This window comes from Candidatus Culexmicrobium sp., assembly GCF_058356305.1.
Window position 1 is genome coordinate 97,217 of the sequence record NZ_JBTVBB010000004.1, and the last position, 17,319, is coordinate 114,535.

Genomic DNA, 17,319 nt, shown 5'->3' on the forward strand with positions numbered 1-17,319 from the left:
TGAATATTTTGGATATGAGCTTATGGTGGACTTTATGGTTAATGTATTAAAGCTTAATCCTAAAAAGCTAGATTACTGGGCACTTAAGAAGGCTGCTAATGTCATTATTAATGGTGGATTAGTTGTTTATCCAACTGATACTGTTTATGGTTTAGGGGCTAATCCCTTTAATGTAGAGGCGGTTAATAGGGCAATCAAGGTTAAGCGAAGAGGTAGAAGGCCTATGCCAGTATTAGTTTCTAGTATTAATATTGCTGAGAGACTTGTATATGTAAATGATTTGGCTTTATCTTTAATGAGCACTTTTTGGCCGGGGCCCTTAACTATTGTTTTGCCTAAGAAGTCTGTTGTCCCTGATATTGTTACTGCTGGACTTGCGTCTTTAGGAGTTAGAATGCCTAATTATTCTATTACTCTCAAGTTGATAGAACTTTGTGGTGGACAGCTTTTAGGTACGAGTGCAAATTTATCTGGTTATCCTCCACCTAAAACTGCATCTGAAGCTATTTCTCAGATTGGTGATATGGTCGACTTAGTTATTGATGCTGGTAGTTGTCCTATTGGTGTTTCTTCTACTGTTATCAATTTAGTTGAGGGAGTTAAAATTGTCCGGGAAGGGGCAATTAAATCGGAGATATTAATGAATTTTATAAAAAGAAGGGGATTTTAGAGTGTTATTCTGATTTTTTCAAATTTAATTGATGGTGCTATGAGGAAGCTTATTTGTTCAATGTCATCTCCTTGCCCAGTATATTTAGATAGTAATTCTTGAAATGTTCCTGCTACCATGCATCCCCTTAACAGTCCTGCTAATTCTCCATTTATTATGGCATATGCTGGATTTGCTGAGACTGAGAATGCTCCTGTTGCAATGTTTGTGCTATGTGCTCCCATTACTCCTCTTATTAGTACTCCTTCCTTTATTTCTCCTATTAGTTCTTCTAGTTTCATTGTTTCTCCACTTATTATTTGGTTCCTTGGTGATATGGATATGGGGGTTCTAAATTGTCTTGAGGCATTACCCGTACTCTCCTTATTTTCTTTATACGCTGTATAACTGTCATAGAGGTATCCCTTAAGTATTCCTTTTTCAATTATTATGTTTTTTCTTGATGGCACTCCTTCAGCATCTACTGGTGCTGTTCTTAAACCACCTTCTAAGGTACCGTCGTCAATTACTGTTAATTTTTCTGATGCAATTTGGGTGTCGATTTTATTTGTTAGATATGATTTTCCTTCTTGTACATTGTATGCATCTATTGCTCTTATAAACCCGTATCTCATTAGACTTACAAGTGCTCTTGGCTGGATTATTACAGTTTTCTCTCCACCTTCAATTTTAGCTTTCATGAGTCCTAACTCAGCATATTTAATTGCTTCTTCTTGGCATATTTTTATATTGATTTGGTTGAGTATTCTTCGTTCCATACTTTTTGTTCCAACACTTCTTAATCCTTCTTTTTCTGCTATGATGTATACTCCAGTTCCTACGAAACTTTCTTTAAATGATACTTCTATACCCAAGCTATTGGCAATGGCTTTTTCTCGCCATGTAAATGAATATCCTGATATTACTGTGTTAAAGTTTGGATTTTTCTCCATGGTTTCACTTAGTACTTGTCGTATTTCTTCAAATACATCGTCAATTGGTGGTGTTAATACTTTCTCATCAAATATTCCCTTTACTTCTGTTGGTTTTTTAGGTGTGGGTAGAGATTTGAAGTCTAAGTCGGGTTCCTTTATTCTTGCTAATTCAATGGCTTCTTTTATGCTTTTTATTATACTTTCTTCTTCAAGTATTGTTGTATATGCGTATGCAATGCTTTTTCCAACTGCAACTCTTATTCCCATTCCCTCTATCATTTCGCTTGTTGCTCTTCTATCCTTTATTCCTCCAATTTTGTCATTAGTTGCTTGAATGGATGTTGAGAATGATCTTGATGCATATGCATCTGCTTGGTTTGCTCCCATTTCTATTGATTTTTTAACTGCGAATGTTACAGCTTCAATTAGCTTCATTATGCTCTACCTCCTACAATTATTTCTTCAATTTTCATGTGTGGTCCTCCACATGTATTTCTCATTGATTGTCCAGCTTTTCCACAGAAGCTTGGATATATGTCAAAGTCTTTTGCAACTCCTGAAACATTCTTTAATGTTTCTAGTATGAATCCGCTCATACTGAAGTCTCTTAGATGTTTTGTTACTTCTCCATGCTCAATTAAATATGCTTCTTGTGCTCCAAATTGAAATATTCCCTCTGCAGAGCTTACTTGTCCTCCTCTTCCACCTATTGCGTATATTCCATATTTTATGTCTTCAATTAGTTCTTCGAAGGTCATGTCTCCTGGTTGGAAGTATGTATTTGTCATTCTTACTATGGGCGGGAATCTATAATCTTGTGCTCTCGCATTTGCCGTTAATGGTAAGCCTAGCTTATTTGCTGTCTCTCTGTTTGTTAAGTAGCCTTTGAGTATTCCATTTTGAATTAATACTTTTCTTTGTGCTCTAATTCCTTCATCATCATAGACGTCGCTTCCAAATCTACCCATTATAGTGGCGTCATCAATTAATGTTACATATTCTGATCCTACTTTTTCTCCTATTTTTCCTCTTAGTACACTTATTCCTCTTAATACGCTGTCTGCTTCAGATGCATGTCCTATGGCTTCATGTGCTAATAGTCCTGCTAGGACTCCATCCACGACCACGGTGAATCTTCCTGCAGGTGCTGGCTTTGCCTTTAATAACTTTAATGCTTTCTCAGCTGTCTTTCTGCTTCTTTCATCAATTTTCATTTCTTCAATTATTTCGAATCCGCCAAGCATTGCAAATCTATCTCTATATGATTGAATTAAACCTGCTTCTCTAGCAAACGCCCATATTCCGAAGAATATCCATGAATTCTTAATATGGATTGCTGTTCCCTCACTTGTACAAATAATTTTTTCCTCTGCATAGTCTCTATAGTTTGATGTTGCTTTAATGTTTGGTGCAACATTTCTGGCTGCTTTATCTGCTTCTAATAGGACTTTTATTTTCTCGCTTATTGATATTTCTTCTAGTGGTTCTTTTACTTTTACTTCGACTTTGTCTATGACTATTGGTGATGGGGCTAGTTGTATTGGTTCAGTATCTATACTAGCCTGTTTTGCCATTTTTATTGAGTTTTCAAGGGCTTTAAGTAGCCCCTCCTTTGTGATGTCATTTGTTGTTGAAAATCCCCATCCACCTTTTACTAGTGAGCGTATTGCTACACCTCTTTCAATTCCCGGTGTAGCTGAAATAACTTTTCCGTCACGGACTTCTATTCTTGTGCTAAAGAATTTCTGATATCTTGCTTCAACATATTTTGCGCCTTTCTCTCTTCCAGTATTAACTATCCATTCAAGGAGATCCTTCAATGGTTCCCCTATTAAATTTTAGAAGCATTAATCTTATAGTTTTTTTGAGTTTATTCTAGTGGGCCTATGGGTTGTTCGACTGTTGGCATAGCTAGTTCTGCTATTTCTGCTATTACTTCTGGTATTACTATGGTTTCTCCTGGTTTTTCTGCACTTAAGCCATAATATTTACCTTTGGTTATTTTTGCAACTTCCATTAATAATGCGGTTGGTGTATAGCTGAAGGTTGTTCTATCTGCTCCGTAATATATTCTCTTGAATATTTCGTCTGATCTGTGGTCGGTGTTTATGATTATGGTTCTTATCTTTGCCTTTGCTATTCTTTTTGCTACATCTATTACATCTGCTTGTGCTGAGTTTAGGAATTTTCTTCTATTTTCATATGATAGTGGTTGTTCTAGTGGTACATTTGCTATTCCATCTGATATTATTACGAGTACTGGGATTATTTCTCTGCTTTTCAGTTTCTCTAGCCTTAATATTTCATATGCCTTTAGCATTCCTGCAGCTAGTGGTGTGAAGTCGCTTGCTCCAACTCTTAATAGTTTTTCTGTAACTGCTTTAAGATTGGTTGTGGGTTGTTGGAGGACTTCTGCTGTTTGCCCCTTGAATACTATTAATCCAACCTTGTCTCTATGTCTGAATGCTCCTTTATGTAGTCCTCTAATTGCATTTTTCACATTTTCAAGGGATACTATCATTGACTCACTCATGTCGAGTAGTATTACTATGCATAGTGGCTGTCTATATTCTCTCATTTTTACTCTTATGTCTCTTGGCTCGATTTTTATTGCTAGCTTTGATGGCCTCCTTATTTTTTGGTATGGTGCTGCTGCTCTTAATGTGGGTCCTATTGCAATGTCCCATGGCTTGTCTCTTGGCATGGCATGTTTAACATATTTTCCTCTTCTTAGCCATATTCCTCTTACTACTTCTGCCCGCTTTCTTTTCCCTCTCATGTGTTCTGGTGTTAATTTTAGTTTGACGGTTCCTGGCGGCGGCAGCAGTCAGTCGAATATGTTTTCTGCCAGTTTTCTTCCTTTATCAATTGCAGCTTTATATTTTTGAAGTATTGTTGCTCCAAATAGTGAGATGAATTGCCATGCTCTTTTCCCAAAGACTTGTGGCTTTGGTTGACCTGCAACTACATGCTCTTTTATTAGTAATCTATGCGCCTTTACATATTTTGATTCTCTTATTGGAGGCTCTTTTACTCCTACTACTACAAATTCCCCTCTTCTTGTTCTGCCTATTCCCTGTAATATTAGAAATAGTAATAGGGAGATAGCTGCCCATAGGAATAAGTCTTTGCGCATCATATTTATCACAGTTTCTAATGGTATGTTCAGGAATCCTGAAAAGGCTATGGATCCTGCTGCAAAGGCAAAGTAGAAGAATAAGTAGTATAATGTTATTATTAAGATTATTCCAATTTTCCTTGGTATAGCGTAGCTCTTCCGCCTTATTCTGGGTGGTGTTACACGTGTTGGCAGTTTTCCTGTTTCCCCTACTTTAATTTTTATTTTTTTAATTTCTTCTTCCTCTTTGTCTTGTACTTTTTCTTCAGTTGTAATTGTTGTGAGTAATTGTTCTTCTAGTTCTTCTGGGGGTAATGGCCCCTCTATTTTTGCTTTTCGAGATCTATGGGCTAGGGCTAGTTGTGCTGCTTGTATTAGGTCGTCGAGGGTTACTTCTAATCTTTCATTTAATGCTGCTATTGCCTTTGCTGCTCTTATAATGGCAATATCTGGTCTATGACCGTCAACCATTAGTTTTAAGCAAAATTCAGCGATTTTCTCTTGAATTTCATCTGGTATCTTTATTTTTGGAAGTATTTCTCTTGCCTTGAGAATTTTCCTTTTTAACTCTTCTTGTTTTGGCTGCCATTTAACCATAAATTCTAGAGGGTTTTCTTCAAATTCAGTGTTTCTCAAAATTATCTCCATTCTCTTCTTTGGATCCTTTACTTCTTCGATTTTTATGCATAATGGAAATCTGTCTAATATTTGTGGTCTAAGCCATCCTTCTTCTGGATTCATTGTTCCAATAAGGATGAACTTGGATGGATGTGATATGGTTATGCCTTCTCTTTCTATATAATTCCATCCTAATGCGCATGCATCTAGAATTAAATCTGTTAAGTTGTCGGGGAGAAGATTTACTTCATCTATAAAGAGTATTCCTCTGTTTGCTTCAGCTAGTAGTCCTGGCTGCAATGTTTTTATTCCTTCTTTTATTGCTTTTTCAATGTCTAGTGCTCCTACAACTCTATCTTCAGTTGCGCTTAGTGGGAGTTGGATGAAGGGCATTTTAATTTTCTTTACTGGTAATTTTCCTTTTAACTGGTATTTTGCTCTACATTCATCACACATGAGTTTTGGGTTATGTGGGTCACAGTTAAATGGGCATCCATCTATAACTTCTATTTCTGGCGCTAGGTCTGCAAGTGCTCTAACAGCTGTTGATTTTCCTGATCCCTTTGGACCTACTATTAGTAATCCACCGATATTTGGGTCCACTAGGTTTATGAGGAGAGCTAACTTTAATTTTTCTTGTCCAACTATCGCTGAGAATGGATACACTATTTTTCTTTTTTGCATAAAATCCTTACCGAATGATTTTTCTCTAATCAGACTAATAAATGCTATTGACTAGAATTATTGGAGGGATGGTTGATTGAAGGTTGGTATAATTTCAGATACACATGACAATTTGGATGCAGTTTCATCTGCTATAGATGTTTTTAATAAGAGTGGTGTGGATGTAGTTCTTCATGCTGGTGACTGGTGTGCTCCATTTACAATGGTTAACTTAGCTAGAGTTGGCTGTAAAGTATACGGGGTCTTTGGAAATGTTGATGGTGAGAGGGAGCATATGAAGGCCAAGGCAAAGCAAGTAGGAGTTGAAATACTTGGTGATTTTGGAGAATTAGGGTTTAATGATGTGAAAATTGCTTTAATTCATGGTAAGATTGAGAGAATTGTTGAGGCCTTGGCTAAATCTGGGTTATATAATGTTGTTGTTAGAGGTCATACTCATAAAGCTGAAGTTAAGCGGATAGGTGGCTGCTTAGTGATAAATCCTGGTGAGGCCTGTGGCTATGTGACTGGTAGGAGAAGCATTGCTATACTTGATATCAAAACGATGGATGTTAAGATAATAGATTTACTTTAGGTGTAAAGATGCTTTTTAAAAGAAATGTTTCGACTAGATCTAATTTTCATGATGAGTTATTTAAAATTGATATGCATGTACATAGTTCTTGCTCTGATGGTCTGCATAGTCCACTCAGTCTAGTTAAATATGCTAAGAGGAAGGGATTAAATGGTATTGCAATTGTAGATCATGCACCTAAATCAAATATTGACATTGTAATTAAACGTAGATTTAAAATTTATAGAGATGCCGCTACAACGAGCGACTTCATTATTTTGCCTGGAATTGAGTTTTCATTTAGGGATGGTCATATATTGGCTGTTTTCCCTGACTTTAACTATGATTTCTCATTTAGTGAAGTCAATAATATCAGTGATCTTCATAAGGTTGCTAGCGTTTTTGATGGAATTTTAATTGCAGCTCATGTTTGTAGAGGTACTGGCTTGAGAGATAAATTGTCTGATTATATCAATTATATTGATGCTGTTGAAGTATATCCATTCTCCAGTAATTTTAGATTTATTAGTAATTTGAATATTCCTTGTGTTGCTGGGTCTGATTCTCATACTCTTTTAACTTTAGGTTTTGCATTTACAGTTTTTCGTGGCGAGCTTAGAACTACTTATGATATTTTAAAGGCAATTAAGAGTGGAGATGTGTATCCGGTTTTTTCGAAGCCTTATTTTTTGAGGCGTATATTGGATTGTTCTAGATGGCTTTTTCCTAGCTTCATTTTAGGGCAGTTCTCTTGTTAAGTGTATTTTGATACTTGTTTGAAGGCTTCTGGAATTTTATTCAATACATCTGTAGCTGTTATGTGGAATCCAATCTCATCTACTGCTAGATCTCCAGCTAATCCATTTATGAAGGCTGCTGCTGTTGCTGCTTTGAATGGCTGATTCTTCCATGCAAGGAAAGTTGATATTATTCCTGTTAAGACGTCTCCTGTTCCTCCAACCGTCATTCCTGGATTTCCAGTTCTATTTACCTTTACTTTTTCTCCATTTGATATAATGTCATAGTGTGCTTTTAATAGAATTGTTATTCCAAGTTTTCTTGATTGTTCTTTTACTATTTCCATTCTATTTATCCATCCTTTATTTTCTTCTGGTGGTAGTTGTATTCCAGTTAGAATTTTAAATTCTCCTGCATGTGGTGTTATTACTCCATTTAATCCACTTAATATTTCCTTCTTCTTTGTGCAGATTTTTATTGCATCTGCATCTATTACTATTCTTCTATTTAGTTTTTTGACTTCATTTATCAATTTTAATGTTGGTAGTATTGTTTCTTCATTTAAACCTAGTCCTGGACCTATTACTATTGCATCTGCTCTAACTATTTGAGTTAATGCTTCTTTTAAACCATTTTTATTGAAGAATTCTCCTTCATAATCTCTGACTATCAGGTCTGGTGAAAAACTTCTTATTGCTTGTGAAATAGCTTTAGGTGCAATTATTATTGCTAAATCTGCTCCTGTTTTCAATGCTGCTAGTGCTGCTAATGCTGGTGCACCTGAATAATCTTTACTTCCTCCTATGACTATTATTCTTCCATAATCTCCTTTATGTGTATATGGATGTCTCTTTTTAATTGAAATTATTACATCGCCTGGACCTGCAAATAATTCTGCTTCTCTTGGTACTCCGACGTTTGCCACTATTAGTTCTCCTACATATTCTCTTGCTTCATTTTTGAGTAGTCCAATCTTCGGTTTGTGGTGGGTTATGGTTAAATGTGCCTTTACAGCTACACCCATGATTTCACCAGTATTTGGATCTATTCCTGTTGGCAAATCTATTGAAACAATGAACTTTCCATTATCTCTAGCTTTGTTTATTAATTCTACTATTTCTGCTATTGGTGTTCTAATTTTTCCTTTTATTCCTGTGCCTAAGAGGGCGTCGACTATTATGTCTGACTTTAATAGAATTTCTTCTATTAAGGATAGTTGTGATGTATCTGTAAATATTGTTTTTTCAACTGACCATTCCATTTCATCGAGTATTCTCCAGTTTTTCTTCGCTTCTAATGTTTTTATTTGGACTGGTTTTCCAATTAGAATTACATTTACATGTGCTTCTTGATTGGCTAAATGTCTAGCTACTACGAATCCATCTCCACCTTTATTTCCGAGATGGGAAATTATGGAGATTTTTTTGTCTTTTATATTTACCTTTTTCATTATTGCTCGTGCTGTTTCAGCTCCTGCATTTTCCATTAAAATTAGCCTTGAAACTCCTAGGTATTCTGAGTTAATGTCTATTGATCGCATTTCTTTGACTGTCACTGCTTTATGCGGCATTTATCATCCCAAATAGTATATGGTATTGTGGAGTTATAATTTCTTATTTTGATGTTCAATATAGCTTAATTTTACATTGTAGTTTTCTTTAAAATTAAATATTGTCTTGAGAGTCTAGCTATTCTTCTTCCATTTATTTCGTGGAAGCATCTTACACAAATATACTTCAATTCTCCTCTACTTGTTATATATTCATATAGTGGTCTTAATTGGCTTCCAGCTTTAATTAAATCGGCTCTAGTTAGTTTTCTTCCACAGATGTTGCATCGATATTTTGTTTGTCTATTGTAATTTTTTCTTCTGTACACCATGTCACCTAGATATTTAATTGTTGAAGTGATAATAAAATGTTATTTAAACGTTTAAATAAATCTATAATATTTATTTTCAAAACATCAAACCCTATATTTTGACTGTCTTTCTCTTTTATTTTTATATGTTTGTTTAAATTTTGATTCTGCTTTGTATTAATGTTTTTAATTCTTTATGTTAAAACTGATTTTTCTTTGCATATCTATTTATATTTTAATGTAACAATTGTATTATGGCCTTGAACATAATGAGTAAGCTAATTTGTGAAATATTAAGGGCTGCTCCAACTACTATTGATAAATTAAGTGAGAGACTTTCTCTATCTCCATATAGGGTGAGAGAGCTTATTGTTAATTTAATTGAAATGAAGTTGATAACTTTAAAGATTGAGAATGATAAGCTATTGATTGAGCCTATTAACAGGTTGAAACTTGCATTATATGCTATTGAGCAGGGTGCTAATGTTAAAACTGTTTCTCTTTGTTTGAGTTGGAGGGAATTTGAGGAGATCTGCGCCTTTGCCTTTAATGCACATGGTTATGTTGTTTATAGGAATTTCAGGTTTAAGTGTAATAATAGAAGATTTGAAGTCGACGTTATTGGTGTTAGGAAGCCTTTAATTTTATGTGTAGATTGTAAGCGGTGGTCTACTGGTAGATTTTCTCTTTTACATAGAAATGCTATTAATCATTTACATAGAGTTGAAATGCTTTCAGTTTGTCTTCCTGCTCTTAATCGACTTGAAGTTTATGATTGGAATGAAATTCTTCTGTTACCTGTAGTTTTAACTGTTCATGAGGATAGGGTTAAGTTTTACGATGGTATTCCTATAGTTCCTGTCTTTAAATTTAATTCTTTTCTATCTGAGTTTGAGGCATTTATCTCTGATTTAAGAATAGTGCGAGTTAGGAAAAGCTAATTATTTTTTCCCTGAATTAGTTACTTGAAATTTAAAATTAGTGTTAATGGTGAAATACTTGGCTGTAAAATTTCGAGATCTATGTCTGATATGTGAAGAGCTTTCAAAAATATCCAGTAGAATTTCAAAGATAGATTTGGTGGCAAGTTTTTTGAATAAATTGAATTCTAATGAGATAGCCCCTGCTGTGAGAATGATTATCGGAAAGGTATTTCCAGCTTGGGATCAAAGAGAATTTGAAGTTAGTGGGACAACACTTTTTAAGATTTTGAGAAATTTAACTGATATATCTCCTAGTGAGTATTTAGATTTTTTTAATAGGACTGGTGATGTGGGTTCATGCTTTAAGGCTGTGTTGGAAGTTAAAAGGAAGCCTGTTCAGAGACTATTGTTTGAGAAGCCGTTAACTATTCTTGAGGTTTATAGGGTTTTTGATGAGATTGCTAAGACTACTGGTGTTGGTTCTAGGAGGAAGAAGGAGAGATTATTAGAATCCCTGCTAAGTAGAGCTTCTCCGTTAGAGTCTAAGTATATTGTTAAGTTGATTATTGGTGAAAGGAGACATGGATTTGGTGAGGGATTGATGGAGGAGGCTATTTCTAAGGCTTTTAACGTTCCAAGTGATTTGGTTAGAAAGGCGAATATGCTAATAAGTGATATTGGACATGTTGCCATAAAGGCAAAAACTTCTGGTATTCAAGGTGTGGGGAATATCGGCATAGTTGTTTTCCATCCGATTAAACCTATGTTAGCTGAGGATGTTAAGAGTTTAGAGGATGCATTTTTAGAGTTTGGTGGTATTGCTGCATTTGAGATTAAGCCTGATGGAGCTAGAGTTCAAATACATAAAGAGAATAATAGAGTTGAGATCTATAGTAGGCGGTTAACAAATGTAACTAGTTCGATACCTGAAGTTATCGAGACAATTAGAAATGATGTTTCTGCTAGGAAACTAATTGTTGAAGGTGAAGTTATAGCTGTTGGATTGGATGGGAAGCCCCTACCTTTCCAATATGTCATGAGACGATTTAGGAGAGTTAAGGGTGTAAGGGAAATTATGAATGAAATTCCAGTTAAACTCTATTTATTTGATGTTCTCTATGTTGATGGCCGCAGTCTAATAGATAAGCCATACCTTGAGCGAAGAGAAATACTTGAAAGTTTAGTTCCTAAATCCATTCTCATCGATCAGATAGTTACTAGGAAAATTGATATTGCAAGAAAGTTTTTTGAATCTGCCATTGAAAATGGCCATGAAGGAGTTGTAGCTAAAGATCTAAAAGCTCCATACACTCCTGGGATTAGGGGTAAGAAGTGGCTTAAAATTAAAGCTACACCTAAAACTCTTGACCTAATAATTGTAGCAGCTGATTATGGTTATGGCTATAGGTATAAGTGGTTGAGTGACTATTATTTAGCTGTAAGGGATGAGGAGAGTGGCGAACTTCTAGTTATTGGTAAATGTTTTACTGGTCTAAGTGATGAAGAGATTAAATGGATGACTGAACAATTAGAGAGGATCACAATTATGAAGAGGGGGAGAACAGTTGTTGTTCAGCCTAAAATAGTTGTAGAAGTTGCATTTTCAGAGATTCAAAAGAGTCCAAATTATGAGAGTGGATTTGCTTTGAGATTTGCTAGGATTATTAGAATTAGAACTGATAAATCTCCTGAAGAAGCTGACACCATCCAAAGGGTTAAGCAGATTTATGAAGAGCAATTTAAAAGAAAATCGAGGAAAAGCAATCACTTATAAGATGAAATTTCTAACCAAACAAGAATGTTTTAAGTCTCTAGATAAATAGAGGGATAATGCTCTGGAGATGAAGTCAAAATAAGTTATTCTTTGAATTTCTGGGTTCACTTAGAGGTTGCTTGTGTCTCTCCAAATGTATTATTTTAAAAGATACGAAGAATGTTGAAGAGTTAATTAAGCTTTTGAAGAAAGATTTCTGTGAACTTTACCTTTCATCCAAGTTTTAAATTTCCTCTAGAATCCCCCTTGCAGATTGAATCATTCTCCTTGCAGAGTTAACTTTAGCTTTTGCATACATTTTCTTTTCCTTCAATATTGCTTTTTCAGCTTCATCTAGGAGTTCAAGGGCTTTCTTATATCTTCTTCTAGCTTTTACAACTTTCTTTCCTTCTCCAGCTAATAACTCTATTTCATCTCCAATCGCTATTGCTTCAGCATAAACTTCTTCAAGCTCATCTTTAATCTCCTTTATCTCCGCCTTTTCTTCTAATGTTTCTCTCATATCTTCTCTTCTTAATTCGCTTATTTCTTCTTCAACTTCTCTTATTGCTCTTGCTAATAGTTTTGAGAATTCTGTTGCATCTTTCATGGCTGTGTTGAATCCATCAATAAATCCATAGGCTCCACCAACTGTTGCACCTGCCAGGGCATTTATCACAGTATCTTTATCTCTATTAAGTAGACTACTTGCAATAGTTGCTAGTCCTGCTCCAGTAAATACTCCCCAAAATGTTCTTTTAATTATCCCTCCAGATTCTACTTCATATATAATTTTAATATCTTTTCCCGGTGGAGTTGCGATGATCATTTGCCCTTTCTCATCTTGGTATGCTACTTTCATTCTTGCAAAATTTTTTGAAATTTCCTTGTCTGTTATAGCTGTACCATTAAGAGCTAATTGTGACATTAATCTTTCAATAAAGTTTTCAAAGTATTCTGATAGGTTTTGAATGTAATAATAAAAAGAGGAAACTTTTTTCATTATTTATTACCAACTATATTTGATAGGTAGAATACATAGATCGTCCCTTATTATGTTTTCGATAAGGCTAAGTAGAGTTCTGCCTAGAATATGTTCTGAGTAGATTTGATTTGGTGGTTTTGACCTTGAGTTTAAGTGAAATCTTTAATTATATTGATGAGAATTGGAGGCAAGCAGTTGAGGATCTAAAACTTCTATGTGCTCAGCCTAGTGTTTCTGCTAGAAATGAAGGTCTAAATGAATGTGCCAATCTAGTTAAAAAATTATTGGAGAATACTGGTGTAAAAGTTAAATTACTCACTATACCTGGTGCTCCTCCACTAATTTATGGTGAATTGAAAACAAATTCAAACAATAAGACATTGCTCTTCTATAATCACTATGATGTCCAGCCACCTGAACCACTAGAAGAATGGCGTCATCCACCCTTCAACCTAGTAATTGAAAATGACAAAATTTATGCTAGAGGTGTATCGGATAATAAAGGCAATATTGTTGCTAGGATTCATGCAGTTAAAGCTATTCTAGATATCTTGGGAGAGCTTCCAGTTAATGTGAAGTTTGTAATTGAGGGTGAAGAAGAAATTGGAAGCCCTCATCTCCCGCAATATATTAGAAAATATGGTGAGTTGTTCAAGGCTGATGGAGGGATTTGGGAGAGTGGCTCTAAGAATACAAAGGATGAATTAACAATTTATCTGGGGGTTAAAGGTATACTTTATGTGGAGTTAACAGCTAGAGGACCGTCTAGAGATGTCCACTCTGCGGCAGCAACATTGATACCAAATCCCGCATGGAAGCTTATTAGAGTCCTTTCTATCCTAAAAGATGAAAATGAGAGAATACTAATACCTGGTTTCTATGACGATGTTATTCCTCCATCAGAAGCAGAACTTGAATATGTAAAGAAAATTGAATTTGATAGTGAGAGATTGAAGAAGAGTCTAGGCTTAAAAAGTCTCTTATTAGGATTAGAGGGCTTTGAAGCTCTTAAGAGAAACCTATATACGCCAACCTGCAATATCTGTGGATTAATTTCAGGATATACTGGGCCAGGTGGAAAAACTGTTCTTCCATCAACTGCAATTGCAAAGCTTGACTTCCGATTAGTTCCAAACCAAAACCCAGACGACATATATGAGAAATTAAAGAAATACCTGGCAATGGAAGGTTACAATGATATTGAAGTAAAACTAATTGGGAAACTACATCCAGCAAAAACTTCACTTAACTCAGATATAGTTAAAGCCACAGTAAAGGCTGCAATCAAAGTCTACGGTAAACCACCAGTAATCTATCCTACAATGGCTGGTTCAGGTCCAATGTACCTATTCATTAAAAATCTAGGAATACCTATCTCTTCGACAGGTGTTGGTTACTATGGATCAAGGGCCCATGCTCCAAATGAAAACATCAGAATAAAAGACTTCGTAGAAGGAATTAAACACGTGGCAGCGATAATCCTTGAATTCTCTAAAATATAATAATTATTTGGTGAATCTATTGAAAATATACACGTTAAATGAAAAGCCAAATTATTTCCATAAACTCAAACTCCTACTGAACAAGTCACTGAAAAATGACTTTATAACAAGTCACATGCTAATGAGATGCACATTCAAAGACCCAAACTATAATCCAAAATTAACATTCCTAGCAATAGATAATGACGAGCTAATAGGAGTTCTAATAGGCGTTGAAAGAGTCAAAGCCCCAAGAGAAGTAATAGAAGAACAAAGAGACATTGCCTGGATCAAAGTAATAGCCATCCATCCAAAACATAGAAACAACAGAAATATCTTCAAAACTCTCTTAGCCACATTTCTAAATGAAATAAAAGACAAAAATGAAGTTAGAGTATCAAACTTTGCTAGCTGGCACTTCCACCCAGGAGTAGACATTGAATACGAATATTATCTGGAAGAGTATAAGGCATATGGCTTCATAAAATATGGAGAAGTAATAGACTATGAAATAGACTTAAAAAACTTTTACATTCCCAATAGAATCAAATCCATAGAAAAAAGACTAAAAGAAATAGGAGTATCCTTTAAGTTAGCCAACAAGAAACAATTAATCAAAATTAAAAAATGGATTAAAAACAATTTTTCACCATACTGGGCATTCGAAGCAGAAACAGCAATTAAAGAAGAACATGGAGGACTATGGCTCTCTCAAGATAAAAACAACAATATCCTAGGCTTCTCAGCATATGGAGCACTAGAACCAAACTGGTTCGGCCCAATAGGAGTCCAAAAAACCATGAAACACCTAGGCATCGGCTCAGTTCTCCTTTTTAAATCACTCAAATCACTAAGATTAAACGGTATGCGACATGCCATAATACCATGGACAAAACACCTATTCTTCTACTCACAAATACCAAAAATATCCGGAATAAGACATTATTACCTCCTAAAGCTAACACCATAACTCAACTATTCTTAGTCTAAGCTAACAAAAACCTAACACAGCAAATAACCAAAGACTAAAGAAACACACCTAACACAGCACCCACATTAACTTAAAATCTATAATTTACTATAACATAAGTCCACCCTACATATCAACATCACCTTGCCAACAAATACAAAACAACCTACACCACCCTTAATAACTTCAAATTTTCAAAAAAGCAATCAATAGAACTCCTCTTAACCAAACTAACAAATTCAATTATTCCATTACAAATCGCAAAAGTAAATTAAAAAATCAAAAACTAAAAAGTTAAAAAAATCAAGAAACACTAAAAATAAAATAATATAAACAATCCATTTAAAAAACAATAGAAAAACTTAACAACACCAAAAATAATAAATAAATACAATAAAAAAACAACCAAAAAATTAAACAAAACATCATTTAAATTCTCTTCATTTCCCAATTTACAAAAAACTCAAGGTCCAGTTTTGTAAAAAAGAAAAAATTTTAAGTGAGAAATGCAAAATTCTATATAGAAAAAATTAAAGGAGAGGGGGGTTAAATAAAAATGAAATTTAACCTTGGAAAAGGAGATCCAGTTGATGATCCTGTTCCATAAATGATTACTACACAATTTCCCTGAATTTATTTTAATTTCCTAAGTAAAGTTTTTATTGTAGTTTGAAATAAGTTAAAAAAGAAGAGGTACAAGAATATGTCGCTTTTGACGGAATCTTATCTAGATAAATATACTCGATACTTAAACTTATTAAATGAACCAACTGCAAAGTTGATTAGTGTCTTATCAAAAGTTAATCCGAGAAATATCTCTGAAGTTGCTAGAGCTACGGGATTATCTCCTTCATTAGCGCATTATCATTTAAAGAGATTGATGAAAAACAGACTATTGCGTATCTCTGCAAAGATAAATCACCATAAAATAGGCTTAAGACCAGCAGAGGTATTTTTTGAGATCACTTTAAACAAGAGAAAATTTATAAGAAAAATAATTTCTGATCATGATTACTCTTATTATATAGCGTCATGTCATGGTAGATTCAATGGTTACTATACACGTTTTATTATTCCTTATGGAAAAGAAATTGAATTTCAATTTTTTTTGAATGAATTAGTTAGATGTAATCTAGTTAGGCAGTATGATCTCATCTGGATTAACTCTGTTATATATAATTCTAAGTGGTTCAACTGGTTTGATTTTAGAAGGAAGCGATGGATGTTCAGATGGGATGACTGGATTAAGGAGATTTGTACCAATTCGGAAAAAATCGATATAGATGATGATAACTTGCCTTCTCCAATCACTCCAGACTATGTAGATATTTTCATTTTGAAGGAACTATACAAAGATGCTTGTATAAGTTTTAAGGAAATTGCAAAGCACATTAGCCTAACCGCTCCAGCTATTCGATACCACTATTATAATCATATTGTTCGTTTTAAATTCATAAGTGGTTATCGACCTGTAGTTCTTCCATATCCAATGATAGCTTCTAATCTTTACATTTTCAAGATAATTTTTGAAAATTCTTCCTCACTTAAACGTTTCATAGTTTCTCTGAACGGTAAACCGATTTCGATGGCAGCCGCTTTAATAATGGGAAAAAACGAAATTTCTATGACTGTATATTTGCCCAAGACTGAACTATCCAACTTTATAAATACTCTAATTAGCTTATCTGATATCGGGATAATAAGTGATTTCACCTATGTGACTTTAAATCTTAAGGATTATACTCATGAAACTATTCCTTATCAATGCTTTAAAGATGGAAAATGGACATACAACCATGAGCTATACATGGCTAATATTAGAAAGGCGGTTGAGCAAGTCGAGAGGATTTATAGTTATAGTTTATAATGTTTTTTGACCGTTAGAGTTATTTTTATTTTTTATCTATTTGTAGTGGTGATTTTATTGGTTTTGTGGCATGATGTTTTGGTTAGCGTTTGTTGCTGTGTTTCTTCTTAGTTTGATTATTTCTCTTGGGGGTTTTGCGTGGTGTCATGGGAGTCTCTATATGGTAGATTGCTTGATGTTGGTGT

15 protein-coding genes are annotated in these 17,319 nt (G+C 34.5%); 8 read left to right on the plus strand and 7 right to left on the minus strand.

Translation table 11 applies throughout. The features are described 5' to 3' along the window. Window positions 1–34: 34 nt before the first annotated feature. The gene (locus ACW8TM_RS00950) at window positions 35–670 is read left to right on the plus strand and encodes an L-threonylcarbamoyladenylate synthase (protein WP_491531397.1); all 636 of its coding nucleotides are present in this window, start codon (window positions 35–37) and stop codon (window positions 668–670) included. Here ACW8TM_RS00950 and ACW8TM_RS00955 read toward each other — a convergent pair. Genes ACW8TM_RS00955 through ACW8TM_RS00970 form a run of 4 tightly spaced genes read right to left on the minus strand, consistent with a single transcriptional unit; the run spans window position 667 to window position 6,004 of the window. Further along, the gene (locus ACW8TM_RS00955; RefSeq protein ID WP_491531398.1) at window positions 667–2,019 is read right to left on the minus strand and encodes a TldD/PmbA family protein; all 1,353 of its coding nucleotides are present in this window, start codon (window positions 2,017–2,019) and stop codon (window positions 667–669) included. The genes ACW8TM_RS00950 and ACW8TM_RS00955 overlap by 4 nt on opposite strands. After that, on the minus strand, window positions 2,019–3,404 hold the full coding sequence (locus tag ACW8TM_RS00960; protein WP_491531399.1) for a TldD/PmbA family protein: 1,386 nt from the start codon (window positions 3,402–3,404) through the stop codon (window positions 2,019–2,021). Before ACW8TM_RS00960 ends, ACW8TM_RS00955 begins: the two co-directional genes overlap by 1 nt. Window positions 3,405–3,454: 50 nt before the next feature. Next, complete coding sequence (locus ACW8TM_RS00965) at window positions 3,455–4,363, minus strand: vWA domain-containing protein (protein ID WP_491531400.1); 909 nt, start codon at window positions 4,361–4,363, stop codon at window positions 3,455–3,457. A 48-nt stretch (window positions 4,364–4,411) separates the two neighbouring features. Beyond that, the gene (locus ACW8TM_RS00970; RefSeq protein ID WP_491531401.1) at window positions 4,412–6,004 is read right to left on the minus strand and encodes a magnesium chelatase ATPase subunit I; all 1,593 of its coding nucleotides are present in this window, start codon (window positions 6,002–6,004) and stop codon (window positions 4,412–4,414) included. Between the two features lie 76 nt (window positions 6,005–6,080). Here ACW8TM_RS00970 and ACW8TM_RS00975 point away from each other — a divergent pair, with 76 nt between their 5' ends. Next, a complete protein-coding gene (locus tag ACW8TM_RS00975; protein WP_491531402.1) occupies window positions 6,081–6,578 on the plus strand; it encodes a metallophosphoesterase in 498 nt (165 codons plus the stop codon). Window positions 6,579–6,586: 8 nt separating this feature from the next. After that, window positions 6,587–7,315 (plus strand): PHP-associated domain-containing protein, encoded by a 729-nt coding sequence (locus ACW8TM_RS00980; RefSeq protein ID WP_491531403.1) that lies wholly within the window; start codon window positions 6,587–6,589, stop codon window positions 7,313–7,315. On the opposite strand, the gene ACW8TM_RS00985 is transcribed toward ACW8TM_RS00980, so the two are convergent. Further along, window positions 7,312–8,865 (minus strand): NAD(P)H-hydrate dehydratase, encoded by a 1,554-nt coding sequence (locus ACW8TM_RS00985; RefSeq protein ID WP_491531404.1) that lies wholly within the window; start codon window positions 8,863–8,865, stop codon window positions 7,312–7,314. The genes ACW8TM_RS00980 and ACW8TM_RS00985 overlap by 4 nt on opposite strands. 71 nt (window positions 8,866–8,936) lie before the next feature. Beyond that, window positions 8,937–9,173 carry a hypothetical protein gene (locus ACW8TM_RS00990; protein WP_491531405.1) on the minus strand — a complete coding sequence of 79 codons (237 nt, stop codon included), beginning with the start codon at window positions 9,171–9,173 and terminating at the stop codon, window positions 8,937–8,939. A 251-nt stretch (window positions 9,174–9,424) separates the two neighbouring features. On the opposite strand from ACW8TM_RS00990, the gene ACW8TM_RS00995 reads away from it, so the two are divergent. Together ACW8TM_RS00995 and ACW8TM_RS01000 are read left to right on the plus strand one after the other, a co-directional pair. Beyond that, window positions 9,425–10,096, plus strand: coding sequence for an NERD domain-containing protein (locus tag ACW8TM_RS00995; protein WP_491531406.1), 672 nt, complete (start codon window positions 9,425–9,427; stop codon window positions 10,094–10,096). Between the two features lie 58 nt (window positions 10,097–10,154). Next, window positions 10,155–11,852: an ATP-dependent DNA ligase gene (locus ACW8TM_RS01000; RefSeq protein WP_491531407.1), complete on the plus strand. Its 1,698-nt coding sequence runs from the start codon at window positions 10,155–10,157 to the stop codon at window positions 11,850–11,852. A gap of 223 nt (window positions 11,853–12,075) precedes the next feature. Here ACW8TM_RS01000 and ACW8TM_RS01005 read toward each other — a convergent pair whose 3' ends face one another. Further along, entirely contained in the window at window positions 12,076–12,834 is a 759-nt protein-coding gene (locus tag ACW8TM_RS01005) for a hypothetical protein (protein ID WP_491531408.1), read from the minus strand. A 125-nt stretch (window positions 12,835–12,959) separates the two neighbouring features. On the opposite strand from ACW8TM_RS01005, the gene ACW8TM_RS01010 reads away from it, so the two are divergent. From ACW8TM_RS01010 to ACW8TM_RS01020, 3 genes are all read left to right on the plus strand, one after another. Continuing rightward, a complete protein-coding gene (locus ACW8TM_RS01010; RefSeq protein WP_491531409.1) occupies window positions 12,960–14,318 on the plus strand; it encodes a M20/M25/M40 family metallo-hydrolase in 1,359 nt (452 codons plus the stop codon). A gap of 19 nt (window positions 14,319–14,337) precedes the next feature. Next, complete coding sequence (locus tag ACW8TM_RS01015) at window positions 14,338–15,267, plus strand: N-acetyltransferase (RefSeq protein WP_491531410.1); 930 nt, start codon at window positions 14,338–14,340, stop codon at window positions 15,265–15,267. A 703-nt stretch (window positions 15,268–15,970) separates the two neighbouring features. Next, the gene (locus ACW8TM_RS01020; protein ID WP_491531411.1) at window positions 15,971–17,134 is read left to right on the plus strand and encodes a winged helix-turn-helix transcriptional regulator; all 1,164 of its coding nucleotides are present in this window, start codon (window positions 15,971–15,973) and stop codon (window positions 17,132–17,134) included. Window positions 17,135–17,319 lie beyond the last annotated feature (185 nt).